12 protein-coding genes are annotated in these 13,150 nt (G+C 67.3%); 3 read left to right on the forward strand and 9 right to left on the reverse strand.

Annotated elements, in window-relative coordinates; genetic code table 11:
* Positions 1-12: 12 nt before the first annotated feature.
* From ACWA1Q_RS10960 to ACWA1Q_RS10995, 8 genes are all read right to left on the reverse strand, one after another.
* Positions 13-279 carry a helix-turn-helix transcriptional regulator gene (locus ACWA1Q_RS10960; RefSeq protein WP_463757340.1) on the reverse strand — a complete coding sequence of 89 codons (267 nt, stop codon included), beginning with the start codon at positions 277-279 and terminating at the stop codon, positions 13-15.
* Positions 272-1,126 (reverse strand): ABC transporter permease, encoded by an 855-nt coding sequence (locus ACWA1Q_RS10965; RefSeq protein ID WP_463757341.1) that lies wholly within the window; start codon positions 1,124-1,126, stop codon positions 272-274. Before ACWA1Q_RS10965 ends, ACWA1Q_RS10960 begins: the two co-directional genes overlap by 8 nt.
* The gene (locus tag ACWA1Q_RS10970) at positions 1,123-1,983 is read right to left on the reverse strand and encodes an ABC transporter ATP-binding protein (RefSeq protein WP_463757343.1); all 861 of its coding nucleotides are present in this window, start codon (positions 1,981-1,983) and stop codon (positions 1,123-1,125) included. The genes ACWA1Q_RS10965 and ACWA1Q_RS10970 overlap by 4 nt, the downstream gene beginning before the upstream one ends.
* Positions 1,984-2,137: 154 nt before the next feature.
* On the reverse strand, positions 2,138-3,589 hold the full coding sequence (locus ACWA1Q_RS10975) for an acid phosphatase (protein ID WP_463757345.1): 1,452 nt from the start codon (positions 3,587-3,589) through the stop codon (positions 2,138-2,140).
* Positions 3,590-3,829: 240 nt separating this feature from the next.
* On the reverse strand, positions 3,830-3,988 hold the full coding sequence (locus tag ACWA1Q_RS10980; RefSeq protein ID WP_463757347.1) for a hypothetical protein: 159 nt from the start codon (positions 3,986-3,988) through the stop codon (positions 3,830-3,832).
* Between the two features lie 53 nt (positions 3,989-4,041).
* The gene (locus ACWA1Q_RS10985) at positions 4,042-7,506 is read right to left on the reverse strand and encodes an error-prone DNA polymerase (RefSeq protein WP_463757349.1); all 3,465 of its coding nucleotides are present in this window, start codon (positions 7,504-7,506) and stop codon (positions 4,042-4,044) included.
* 29 nt (positions 7,507-7,535) lie between these two features.
* Positions 7,536-9,098, reverse strand: a complete 1,563-nt coding sequence (locus ACWA1Q_RS10990; RefSeq protein ID WP_463757351.1) for a DNA polymerase Y family protein — start codon at positions 9,096-9,098, stop codon at positions 7,536-7,538.
* Complete coding sequence (locus tag ACWA1Q_RS10995) at positions 9,095-9,832, reverse strand: hypothetical protein (protein WP_463757352.1); 738 nt, start codon at positions 9,830-9,832, stop codon at positions 9,095-9,097. Before ACWA1Q_RS10995 ends, ACWA1Q_RS10990 begins: the two co-directional genes overlap by 4 nt.
* A gap of 164 nt (positions 9,833-9,996) precedes the next feature.
* Here ACWA1Q_RS10995 and ACWA1Q_RS11000 point away from each other — a divergent pair, with 164 nt between their 5' ends.
* Both ACWA1Q_RS11000 and ACWA1Q_RS11005 read left to right on the forward strand, forming a co-directional pair.
* Entirely contained in the window at positions 9,997-11,157 is a 1,161-nt protein-coding gene (locus ACWA1Q_RS11000) for a methyltransferase (RefSeq protein WP_463757354.1), read from the forward strand.
* Between the two features lie 143 nt (positions 11,158-11,300).
* Complete coding sequence (locus ACWA1Q_RS11005; protein ID WP_463757355.1) at positions 11,301-11,798, forward strand: FBP domain-containing protein; 498 nt, start codon at positions 11,301-11,303, stop codon at positions 11,796-11,798.
* 91 nt (positions 11,799-11,889) lie between these two features.
* Here ACWA1Q_RS11005 and ACWA1Q_RS11010 read toward each other — a convergent pair whose 3' ends face one another.
* Entirely contained in the window at positions 11,890-12,816 is a 927-nt protein-coding gene (locus ACWA1Q_RS11010; RefSeq protein ID WP_463757357.1) for an aldose 1-epimerase family protein, read from the reverse strand.
* Between the two features lie 128 nt (positions 12,817-12,944).
* On the opposite strand from ACWA1Q_RS11010, the gene ACWA1Q_RS11015 reads away from it, so the two are divergent.
* Positions 12,945-13,148 carry a dodecin family protein gene (locus ACWA1Q_RS11015; RefSeq protein ID WP_463757358.1) on the forward strand — a complete coding sequence of 68 codons (204 nt, stop codon included), beginning with the start codon at positions 12,945-12,947 and terminating at the stop codon, positions 13,146-13,148.
* Positions 13,149-13,150: the final 2 nt, after the last annotated feature.

Here is a 13,150-nt window from a genome sequence, read left to right on the forward strand (position 1 = left end):
GCATCCGAGTGGTCATCCGTCTTGTGAACCAGGCCCGATGCGTGGGAAGGGCTCGGTCGAGAACACGAACTCAAGCGGCACGTCGAAGAACCTTGCGATCCGGAGCGCGAGATGCAGGCTCGGGTTGTACTCTCCCCGTTCGAGGTAGCCCACGGTCTGGTAGTGGACGCCGAGAGCATCCGCCAGTTCACGCCGCGACACCCGTCGCTCCGCCCGGAGCATCGCCAGCCTGTTGTAGACCGCGTCGACCTGCTCGCCTGGCCGCGTCGGCTCAGACACGCTGGAGGGCCCGCTGTTTGCCCTGCTCGACACTGGTGACGGTCTCACGCCGCGCCATCCGCGACAGCAGGACCGGTGCCAGGATGAGCCCCGCTGCTGTCCACCCGGCGAGAACGAGGAACACCATCCCGAGCCGCCATTCGTCGCCCAGCTCGATCACCGTGAATTCGTCGGGAAGCAAGGCTGAGCGAATGCCCAATCCCATCCAGTAGAGGGGGGATGCCTGCCCGAGAACCTGTGCCCATCCAGCCATCGTACTGAGCGGTTGGATGAGCCCGGATACCCATACGAGACCACCGACAACGACAAGACCCCACCCGCCGACCGCGCGCGGGCTGCGGAACAGCGACCCGATCACAAAGCCGAACGAGGTGAGCGCCGCGATACCGAGGCTGAGGACGCCGAACAGGACCAGGACGTCGACGGCCGAGAGAGCCAGCCCCGGCCACAGGATGATCGCGGCGGCGAGGATCGTCACCGCGGCCGTCGCCGCGAACTCGAAGAGCGATCGGGCGATCAGTCCGACGGCGTAGGCGCGCAGACCGAACGGCAGGGACTTCATCCGCAGGAGAGTGCCGTCCTCACGTTCCGTCGAGATGAGGGTGGCCAGTGCATAGGCCGACGTGAACGTGACCTGGACCGCGAGGATGCTCGCCAGCACGTACACCGCCATGGGAGTGGCGACGCCGGGCATGAGGGTGTCGTTGCGATAGAGGAAGACCACCACGACAGCGATCCCGATTCCGACGATCGTGTACGTCACGTCGCCGGGATTCCGCAGCGAGATGATCCACTCGCGCCATCCGCGTCGGATGCCGATTCGTGTTGCATTCCATTGGGGGTTCATCGGACCGTCTCCGTTTCGGCAGTTTCGTGTCGGGCAACCATCGCCAGGTAGGTGTCCTCGAGTGTCTGTTCCTTCACCCGGAGTTCGGACACCGCGTCGCCGTGACGGGCCATGAGGTCGCGGACGAACGCTGTTCCATCGCTCGTGCTGTGCACGTGGCGTGTGCCGTCGAGGACCCAGCTCACCTCGGTGGCTCCCGCGACCGAGCGCGCGAGCTCCTCCGCGGTTCCGGATGCCAGGATCCGGCCGCCGTCGAGGATGGCGATGCGGTCGGCGAGGATTTCGGCTTCGGCAAGGTCATGGGTGGTCAGAAGCACCGTGGTCTCGTCAAAATCGACCAGTCGGTGGATGAGCTCATGAAAGTCCCGTCGCGCCTGCGGATCGAAGCCCGCCGTGGGTTCGTCGAGGAAGAGTACCCGAGGCCGCCCGATGATTCCCATGGCCACGTCCAGCCGGCGCCGCTGCCCGCCCGACAACGAACGGACCTGGGCATCCGCCCTGCCGCGCAGCCCCACCATCTCGACGACCTCACTGGTGTCGAGGGGCCGGGGTGACGCTGCGGTCGAGTACGGCGTGTAGAACTGGCCGATGTGGTCGAGCAGTTGCCGGACCGTCCAGCGGGAGTGATCCCGCCACGACTGCAGGACGACCCCGATTTGCGCCCGCCAACGGTCGTCGCCTGTCGCGGGATCAACGTCGAGCACCCGTAACTCTCCGGCGTTACGTTTGCGGAAACCTTCGAGCAGCTCAATGGTTGTCGTCTTGCCCGCGCCGTTCGGGCCGAGCATGACGACGAGCTCCCCGAGGTTGACGGTGAGGTCGATCCCGTCGAGAACGACCCGGTTCCCGTAACTCATTTGCAGGTCTCTTGCTTCAATCACAGCCGACATGGTGCCTCCGTAGAACTGATACGAACGATAGTAGAACTACTACATCTACGAGCACAAGTGTTTCCTCGCGAAACACCAAAAAGGGGACCCGGCTTCGCCGGATCCCCTTCCTGTACAAGTTCTACCGGCTCGCGGCTTTCCGGCGAACGGCGAGCAGCACAGCGCCGGCGAGCAGCGCGGCAATGCCCGCGATCAACCCGGCGATGGGCGCGTCGGCTCCGGTGTCAGCCAGTTCTCCCGCCGATGAGTTCGCGTCGGCGGCCGGAGTCGTGTCGTCAGGCTCGACCGGGCTTGCCGGGGTTGTCGGTTCGGGAGCGGTTCCCGGTTCCGTCGGCTCGGGAGACGTTCCCGGATCCGTCGGCTCAGGAGACGTGCCGGGATCGGCCGGATCGGGCACCGGGACGGGCGTCACGTCGTCATCAGCCAGCGACACCGTGCCGTCGGCGTTGACGACGACGTCCGCCGACATCGCTCGGGCGAGATTGAGTCGCTGCCACCCGGCAACAGTGTTCCCCGAATCGAGTGGATAACCGGAGTCGATCGCGGTGAGTTCGAGCACTCGCCGGCGCTGCTCGCCGGTGAGGTCGGGATGGCTGGTGAGCAGGAGGGATTCAGCGTTCACCGGAACGGTAACCGGTTGCCCTGCCGCGCCGGTCTGCTCGAAGCCGTACGTCATCCGTTCCTCGAAGACGTCGACAGCATCCGCATCGCTGAGATACGCCGTGTCCGCGGCGATGCACGCGTTCAGCGTGTCGCCACACCCGGTCTCGAGATACGTGCGCAGTTCGGCGGCGGCAGCCTCGATCAGCGGGCGGAACTCGGTGTCGGTGAGGCGGCGTTCGACGATGTGGTTACCCATCATGCGTCCACTCATGACATCGAGTGGGTAGTGCGCCCCCATGACAATGCGGTTGTGGCCTGCCTCAGCCGTTCGGGCGAGGATCTGCGGCGCGAGTTCCGGCAGCATCACCGACAGCGCTGTGCCCTGCCAGTAGGCCTGCGAGGTGTGTCCGCTCGGGAAAGCCCCGCTCGTCGAATTCCACGCGTCGCCGTCCGGCTTGTCACGGTACTGCAGCTTCTCGCCGAAGCGGATGTATGGGCGGTCGTACGAGAAGTACTCCTTCGACGGGTTCGACGATGAGTGATAGCCGATGAGTCCACCGCTCTTGGCGAGGAGCGCCTCCACCTTCGGCAGGTCGCCGTTCTCGCGTCCTGCCGCATAGAGTGCGCCCAGGTTCACTCCGAGCCCGTCCGCCATGGAGACCGACATGTCTGCGTACTGGTCGACAATTGCTCGATCCACCTGCTCAGCGGTCGCCGAGCGGTTGATCGCAATGGTGGTCGCGTCGTTGTGTGCGACGATCGCCTCATCGTTCCGCAGCGCGGAGAAGGAGTCCATGATCGACTCGTACGGGTACGCGGTGTTCGAGGGGTAGGTGCGAGTCAGGTCGTCAGCGGGGAACGGTTCGGCGGCCAGGGCGGCACCGCCGCCCATTCCGGTGAGGAGAATGCCGAGTCCTGTACTGGCGGCGAGAATGCTGCCCGCGCGTCGGCGGGAGGAGTGCGAGTTCAACGGGTGAACCTTTCGGTCGGAAGCATGACGTGCCGACGATAGGGACACCGGTGGGCTCAGAGGTTGCCGAAAGGTGAACGCGACGTGCGCTGGTGGCATGGAGCGAACGAGAGGGACAACGGATGCCGCGGACGTCGTTCAAGGGGCGCAAAATGTCGCTCAAGCGACTGGTGACAACAGTTTGCGTCCCTCGAAGCGCGCTGGAGGGCGTGAACTCAGCGAGCGGCCGGGCGGGTGCCTCTAGCGCTTGGCGAGGACGTGCGCGGGGATGCCGAAGGACAGGCTGATCGCGATGATGCCGGCGAAAAAGACGAGCGCCTGAAGGGTTTCGACGTTGAACGCGAAGTAGAAGAGGAAGATGCCTGCCAGGAACAGCGCGAAGGAGACGACGAAAGCCATGCCGCCAGTCTAGCGAAGTTCCGGCGAAGTCCAGTTCGCGATCGCGGTGAAGATTACTGGAAGTCCCTCGACCGGGTTCGCGCGCTGAGCGGGAGCGGCTCGAGCCGATCGGCGATCACGTTGACGATGCCCTCAGGGGAGCGTTCGAGGATGCCACGCACGATCATCGCGGGGGCCTCCCGCGCCGTCCTCCGGTAGCGTCCCCACACGCCGACACTGCAGATCACGTTCACGAGCCCTGTCTCGTCCTCGAGGTTCACGAAGGTGATCCCGCTCGCCGTCGCCGGCCGCTGCCGGTGGGTGACGACCCCGCCCACCTCGACCCGTCGCCCGGATTCGCCCGTCTTCAGGTCGGCTGCGCTCTTCACCCCGCGTTCGGTGAGCGCCGGGCGGACGTAACGGATCGGGTGGTCGTCTGGCGTGACCCCGGTCGACCACAGGTCGTTGATCACCTGCTCCTCCCCGGTGAGCATCGCGAACAGCGGCGGTTGCACGGTGAGGTGGCTGCCCTGCAACTGGTCAGGGCGTTCCTGGGATGCCTGCTCGGCGTCCCACAGGGCGCCCCGCCTCGACAGGCCCAGCGTGTCGAAAGCACCCGCCGCCGCAAGCGCTTCGAGCTGGGCGGAGTTGAGTCCAACCCGCCGGGCGAGGTCGCGCATGTCGCGGTACCAACCGCCGCGTTCCCGCTCGGCGACGATCTGCTCTGCTTTGCGCACCCCGATCGAGGACACCGCGGCGAGACCGAGCCGCACCGCATAGCGGCCGTCGCGCCGGTGCTCAGCCGGATCGAACGGAGCCGAGAGGTCGAACGCTTCCACCTCCGGCTGGTGCGGGTCGAGGCACGCGTCCGGTCCGGTGGATCTCGATACGCTCGCTTCGCTCGCTACTCGATCAGCGAAAGATACGCTCGCTACTCGATCACCGAGAGAGGGATCGAGGAGTTCGAGCCCCGCCTCGACACCCGAGAGCTGGATGTCAGGGCGCCGTGTCTCGACGCCGTGCCGCGCGGCATCCGCGACGAGGGATTGCGGTGAATAGAACCCCATCGGCTGCGCGCGGAGCAGCGAAGCGAGGAACGCTGCCGGGTAGTGCAGGCGCATCCACGCGCTCGCGTAGACGAGCAGGGCGAAGCTGATCGAGTGGCTCTCGGCGAACCCGAAGTTCGCGAAGGCCTGGATCTTCAGATAGATCGTGTCTGCGTCATCGCCGGTGATGCCGTTGGCGGCCATTCCCTCGTACAGCTTGGCCTTGAGCGACTCGATTTTCTCCTGCCCGCGTTTGGAGCCCATCGCCCGCCGCAGCAGGTCGGCGTCCTCACCGGTGCAGCCGCCGACGACCATCGCCATCTGCATGAGCTGCTCCTGGAACAACGGAACACCGAGGGTGCGCTTGAGCACGGGTTCGAGGTCCGGGTGCAGGTAGGTGACCTCTTCTCCCCCGGTGCGCCTGCGAATGTACGGGTGCACCGCCCCGCCCTGGATCGGGCCAGGCCGCACCATCGCGATCTGGATCACGAGGTCGTAGAAGCGGCGGGGCTGGAGCCTGGGCAGCATGCCCATCTGCGCCCTGCTTTCGACCTGGAATACCCCGACGGTGTCTGCACGGCAGAGCTGGTCGTAGACCCCCTGTTCCTCCTTCGGCATGGACTGCAGGTCCCACCGTTCACCGCAGTGTTCGGCGGCGAGGTCGAACGAGTACTGCAGGGCGGCGAGCATGCCGAGTCCGAGCAGGTCGAACTTGACGAGCCCCATCCACGCGCAGTCGTCCTTGTCCCACTGCAGCACGGTCCTGCCGTCCATCCGTGCATGCTCGATCGGGCATACTTCTCCGACGGGTCGGTCGGTGAGCACCATCCCGCCGGAATGGATGCCGAGGTGGCGCGGGAACGAGAGCACCTGCTGGGCGAGGTCGACCACCGGTTCCGGAATGTCGTGGTCCTCGCTCGAGGTCACCGAACCCCAGCGTTCCACTTGCTTCGACCAGGCATCCTGCTGCCCGGGGCTGTGCCCGAGCGCCTTGGCCATGTCACGCACCGCGAACTTGGGCCGGTAGGTGATGACGTTCGCCACTTGAGCGGCGTTGAACCGGCCATACCTCTCGTAGACGTGCTGGATGACCTCTTCGCGCCGGTCGGAGTCGAAGTCGACATCGATATCCGGCTCCTCGTCGCGCATGCTCGACAGGAACCTTTCGAACGGCAGTCCATAGGCGATCGAGTCGACGGCGGTGATGTCGAGCAGGTAGCAGACGGCCGAGTTCGCGGCTGAGCCGCGACCCTGGCAGAGGATGCCGCGGCTGCGGGCGAACTGCACGATCTCGTGCACGATGAGGAAGTAGCCGGGAAAGTCCTTCTGCTCGATCACGTCGAGTTCGCGGGAAATCCGTTCGGTGACGGAGGCGTCCGCACCCGGGTAGCGTCTCGCCGCACCCTGCCAGGTCAGTTCGCGCAACCAGGTCATCGGCGTGTGCCCCTCCGGTACCTCCTGAAGCGGAAGACCCGGTTTGACGCTCCGCAACCGGAACGCGAGCTCGTCGGCGATCTCAACGGTGCGCTCGACGGCGCCCGGATACCGCGCGAACCGGCGGGCCATCTCCGCACCACTGCGCAGGTGGGCGGACCCGGATGCCGGCAGCCAGCCATCGAGATCGTCGAGACTGCGGCGGGCGCGGACAGCGGCGAGCGCCGAAGCGAGCGGATGCTGCGCCGGCGTCGCGTAGTGAGCCCCTGTCGTCGCGACGACCGGCAACCCCAGCTCAGCGGCCAGGTCGGCGAGGGTGTCGTTCGCTGTTGAATCCCCGGGGTTGCCGTGGTCGTACAGTTCGACCACCACGTTGTCGTGCCCGAACAGCCGCACAAGTTCCTCGAGCTCGCGTCGTGCCCCGGCCGCGCCGTCGAGAGCGAGAGCCATGCGGACGGCGCCCTTGCGGCATCCGCTCAGCACCAGCCAGGTGCCGTCGGCCGCCGAAGCGAGGTCGGCGATGTCGTAACTGGGCTTGCCCTTCTCGGCGCCGTGCGCGAGTTGCGCGGCGGTGATCGCTCCGGCGAGGCGGTGGTACCCCTCCTCCCGCCGGGCGAGCACGACGAGGTGGGTGCCCTCAGGGTCAGGTTCGCCGTTCTGCGGTTTGCTGAGCCCGAGCGAGAGTTCGGCACCGAAGATCGTGCGAAGACCGGGGTGCGCCTCGGCGGCTTCGGCCAGCCGGACGATGCCGTACAACCCGTCGTGGTCGGTGAGGGCGAGCCCGTCGAGGCCGAGCCTCACTGCCTCCTCGACGAGCTTCTCGGGCGAGGAGGCACCGTCGAGAAAGCTGAAGTTGGAGTGGGCGTGCAGTTCGGCATAGGGCACGACCGCTTCGGCCGGCGGGAAGTCCTGGCTCTTGGGAACATAGGCCGAGCGTTTGCGTGACCACGCCGGGCTGTCCCCACCGTCGGCTCCCGGCGGCGGTGAACCGGGGCGGTTGGCGTCCGAGAGCGCGCGTTCGAACTCGGACCAGGGCACCGGCGGGTTATGCCAGCCCATGGTTCCGTCCTTTCGTGCATGCGGCGATGTCAGTCATAGCGGGCCTCCGCCCACCAGCCCGAGTCGTCGAGCACGAGCAGCCACGCTCCCCCGGCGTCGTCAACGAACTGGAACCGGTTCAGCCGCGAGCCTCCCGACTCCCACCAGCGTTCGGTCACCGGCCACGGCCCCGCCCACGCTGCGACCGGTCCCGGGCTCCTGCCCGGCGGCGTGAACTCCACCGGAACATCCGACAGCTCTCCCCGCTCGTCGACGACGACCTCCCTGCCACCGGCAGCGGTGACGGCGACGCGCTGGCGTTCCGGGAACACGGTGGCCGGTGGAGGGCCGGGAAGCTTGCCCGGCCACGGCAGTTCGTGTGACGCGCGAACGGATGCCTCTCCGCCCGGTGGCAGGTCGCCCCACGGCACGAGAACGCGGCGGCTCGACGGCTGCCTGCCGCCCGAGATACGCGCGGTGAGCACGCCGGTGTGGCCGACCATGCTCTGCACGCGAGACAGCCCGGAGTGGATATGTTCATCGGTCGCGCCGCCGTACAGCCCGGCTTCATGGCTGCCGGCCGGATCCACACTCTCCGGTTCGACGCGGAGCTTGGAGATGGCGCTGTTCAGTCCGCTCCCGGCGAGACCCGCTCCCTGCACCTGCCAGCGAACCCGGTCGAGCACATCACCGGCGGTGAACCAGCGGGGGTGCAGCCAGGTGCGGGACCTGGATTCCCCGCTCTCGGTCGACACGTCGATCCGGATCGCTGTCGCAACGAGCGACGACGCCTGCAGTCGTGTGACGAACTCCTCGGCTGCGGTACGGAAGGCGAACGCGATCTGATCGACGCGGTCGAGTGCCGGCTCGAATTCGAGAACGCTCGAGTGATCGGCCGGGGGCACCCGGGCGTCGACGTCGCTCGGGTCGAACCCGGAGGCAAGGCGGTGGGCGAGCACGCCGTCCGGTCCGAATCTGTCACGCACCTGCATCGACTCGAGGGCGGCGAAATCGCCGAGCGTGGCGATGCCGAGTCGTCGGAGCAAGGTTGCCAGCTCGGGGCGGTCGAGCAGTTCGACGGGAAACGGGGCGAGGAACTCGGGCGAGCGGTGTGCGGGAACGATGCGGATGGCATCCGACGCGGTCGACGACCGGAGCTTCGCGGCCTGCCCGGCGGCGAACGGCCCGTCGGCGATACCGACCTGCGCGCGTACGCCGAGCGCGGCGAGAGTGTCGAGCAAAGCCTCAGCCGCCTGCTGTTCCCCGCCGTAGTACCGGCTGGGCCCCCGCGCCCGCATCACGCACGTGCCGGGGCGGGAGAGCTGCACGCCGGGAACGATCTGCTCGACGGCGGCGATGACGGGTTCGAACGCGCGGTGGTCGAGCACCGGGTCGTACGGCAGCGCGACAAGGCTTGTGCACCGGGATTGCGCTTCACGAACCCGGAGGCCGCGGCGAACGCCGTCGGCGCGGGCGGTGGCCGAGCAGGCGAAGACCTCGCCCCGGTCGATCAGCGCGATCGGGGCATCGGGGGCGAACCCGTGCTCGGCCAGGGCGGCGTTGGTCGGCCAGTCCGGGCACCAGAGCAGGAGGGTGCGAACCGGCCCGGTCATGAGACGGCCGCTTCGCGGAGGCGATCGGGCAGGGCGACGGGCACCCCGGCGAGTCCGGCCGGGCGGATCGCCTGCTCGCTGTCCGGGAGCCACAGTTGTTTGCGCCTCGGCTTGCCGGTGAGGGTGCGCCCCGTCACCGACACCGTGACCCGGCGGGCGGCGAGGTAACCGTGGCCGTCACCGAGTCCCATCCAGCGGTCGTCCGAGACTCGTAGTGTGGCCTCGCTTTGCGGCCAGTCGCCGAGCGCGACGAGCGTCGATCCCCTCTGCCGCAGCCGCGATGCAAGCCTCGCCACCTCGGCAGCGCTGAGAGATGCCGGTGGCCGGGCGAGCACGACGGTGACGACATCGGCGAGCGCGGCGGTGACCTGCAGCCACTGTTCTCCCGGTTGCGGTACGAGCACGAGCCGGTCGAGGTCGACACCGGCAGCGGCTGCCGCTTCGACGCCGAGCGCCGGCAGGCCGACGACACCGCACCAGTGCCCTGCGGCGCTCGGACCCGCCAGCAGGGCGAGCGCGAGACTCGTCGATTCCTGGACGGAGTAGGTGGCACCGGCGCGGAGCACTCCTCCCGGCAGGAGCTCGGCGATGCCGGGCGATGTCGGTAGCCCGTGCGAATCTATCCGGGTACGTTGCATGCCTGTGATCCGTGCCTGCAGTTCAGCGACCTGGCTCACCGCCGATGCGACGGGCGCACCGGAGAGGGGTCTGGCAGAAGCGACGGACAGGGACATGCATTAATAGTCGAACACATGTTCGATAAAGTCAATCGGGCAGATCATCCCGGGAGAGTCACCAATTGAGAGCTTCCCGCTGCTCCCGAAGCGTCGGCGAACCACGCCCGTGCGATACTGAAAACCCCACCGCGAACCGGCAGAAATGCCCTGAAAGCAGCCGTATGTCCGTGAGGACTCCCGCCCAGGATCCGACGCCCGTTCCCGCCCCCGCTCGCATCGACTGGATCGAGAACTCCTCTCCCCGCTCCGCCCTCTGGCGCTCCGAGAGCGGCTGGCCGGCACCCACCCGCGTCGTTCCCGGCGACGACACGATGACCGCGGCGACGGCGCTCCAGCTGGCCTCCGCCGGAACAGCGATCCTCTGGAACGATGACTTCCACAACGCCAGACAGCTGCTCAGCGCAATGGGCAGGCGGCTCGGCGACACCCGACCGCCCAGGAACGACACCATGTCCGCCGCGTTCGCCCGCTCCCGCGAGGACGCACTGAGGCGGGCGACGATCCTCGGGATGCTTCTCATCCCGATCGACGCGGACGGCACCATCCCCCTCCGCCGGTCCCCAGACATCCGTGCCGCTGCGACCCATGCCTGGGGCGAGAGCACCGAAGCATCCGTCGTCTCACTGCGTGAACTGCTCGGCGTTCTCGGCGCCGAGCAGTGGCGAACCACCGGCGTCGACGTCCCTGCCCTGGGTGCACGAATCCACCCGCACTACGGGGTGTTCGCTCCTGTCCGCGGCGAGTACCTCGACCTCGTTGCCACCGCCCCTCTCCCGGCGGATGCCGCCACCGCGTTCGACATCGGAACCGGAACCGGCGTTCTGTCAGCGATTCTCGCTCGCCGTGGCATCCGTTCGATCACCGCGACGGATCTCGACCCCCGGGCTCTCGCCTGCGCGCGGAAGAACCTGGACCGGCTCGGTTTCGCCGACGCCGCTGTCGTGGCCGAGGCCGACCTGTTCCCCGACGGCCGCGCCGATCTCGTCGTCTGCAATCCGCCGTGGATCCCCGCCACCCCGAAGGTCTCGACCGACTATGCGGTCTACGACGAGGACGGACGGATGCTCGCGGGCTTCCTCTCGGGCCTGGCCGACCACCTCACGCCCGGCGGAGAGGGCTGGCTCGTGATCTCCGACATCGCCGAACGACTCGGGCTGCGGTCGCGGGGCGACCTGCTCGACGCCATCGATGACGCCGGCCTGAGCGTGATCGCCCGGATGGACACCCGCCCGACGCACGCGCGAGCCGCTGACCGCTCCGACCCGCTGCACGCGGCACGGTCGGCCGAGGTCACGTCGCTGTGGCGGCTCGGCGCTGCCTGATCGCTCGCTAGACTTTTCCCATGCTGTTTTTCGAGATCTCGCCCCTGGGGCGTCAGGAGGTTGCCGGCGTTTTCTTCGCCGGCACGAGGTAGTTCCTCTTTCCTGACCCATCCTTTTTGCTTGATCACTCGAAACCTCAGGACATGCTTCCCCTTACCGAAAAAGACATTCGTTCATCCTTCGTCAATGCCTCCCGCAAGGAGGTTGCTGACCTCACCCTTCCGCCAGATTTCGACACCGTCGACTGGGAGCAGCGTGATTTCTTCGGCTGGCGCGACCGCAAACTGCCGCGGCGCGCGTACGTCGTGCTCCGGCAAGACGACGTCCCCGTCGGCATCCTGCTCCAACAAGCCGAGGCGCGGCCGACCGCTCGCGTGCTGTGCTCCTGGTGCCACGACATCACTCTCGCCGACGATGTCGTCTTCTACGGAGCAAAGCGCACCGGGCCGGCCGGCCGGAGGGGTAACACCGTCGGCACGCTCGTGTGCGCCGAACTCGGGTGCTCCCGCAACGCCCGCAAACTGCCTGCCGTTGCCTACCTCGGCTTCGATGTGTACGCCGCGCGGGACAAACAGATCGACGGGTTGCGGGAGCGTGTAGGCAAGTTCCTTGCAGACGTGACGGCCGGCGACGAGGCCTGATCGGGCTATTCCCGTTGCTCGGTCGATAATGGTCGAACTTTCGCGCGAGATCCAGCCATTATCGGCCGAGCAACGTCCAGCGGGCGAGGGCTCAGTCTGGCGCGAACCCGTCTGCGCGCACGCCCCAGCTGGCTTCCCACGTCGCACCGGGGGTGAGCCACTGCAGGCCCGTGCCCGAGTTGAGAGCATCGGCGGGTGCCGTCATCGGTTCGATTGCCACCGCTTTCGACTGGCCCGGGTACAGCTCGGTGGTGAAGACCTGCCAGTAGGCGAAGTTGTCGTCGCCCCACACGGTGACGGTGCGTCCGTCCGGCGCCGACACCGAATGCTCCGAGATGCCGTCATGCATCACCGTTCCCCCGAACCCGGCGTCGAGGTCGAGCTCACCGAGCCGCACTCCTTTCCGGAGGTCATATCGGCCATCGACCGGGACCTCCCCTGTCGGCAGCGACCGGTCGTCGGACTCGAACCGGGTCGTGACGTTCACCCGCACCGTCAGCTCCTCGGGTTGGACGTCGCCGATCGTGAAGAAGGGGTGGGCGCCGATCGCGACGGGCGCGGCGGCATCCGACCGGTTGGTGATCGTGTGCGTGATCTCGATGCCGGCGTCGACGAGCCGATAGGTGACGGCCGTGTCGAGAAGGAAGGGGTACCCGGTCTGCGGGAACACCGTGGCCTCGAGCCGCAGCGTCGAGTCGGTACGGGCACCGACCGAGTATGCGCTGAAACGCAGCAGACCGTGGCTGGCGTTGTTCTTCGCCGGCTCGGTGAGGGCGAGTTGCTGGGGGCTGCCGTCGAGCATCCATCGTCCATCCCTGACGCGGTTCGGCCAGGGCACGAGGATCATTCCGCTGCCGAGCGGTCGCGGTCGGCTTACGTCATACGGCGGCATGATGTCGGTCCCGTGCACCCTCAACCGACGGATGCCTGCGGCAACTTGCGTAATCGTTGCCTCGACGATGCCGTCGGAGGGAGTATCCAGTCGAAGGTCGAATTGCTCACCGGTGGCGAAGGTCATGGCTGGTTTGCTCCTCGAGACGTTTTCCTCCCCGAGCGTAGCCTCTTCGCAATCTCCAGGCGACGGCTATCGCTCAGACGCCCCGGGGAGCAGAATCGGACCAAACTCGACCACTCAAGGAGGAGAACATGAGTTCAGTTGCCCGCGTCACTACCATCAGCGCTCGTTCGGAGACAAGTTTCGATGACGCCGTGAGCGTCGGGGTCGCCCGCGCGAGCGAGACCCTGCGCAACGTGTCCGGCGCGTGGGTGAAGGATCAGAAGATCGAAGCGCAGGACGGCAAGATCACCGCCTGGCACGTCGTCCTCGAGATCACCTTCGTCCTGGAGTAGCC

The organism is Mycetocola sp. TRD_SC_2 (assembly GCF_055361225.1).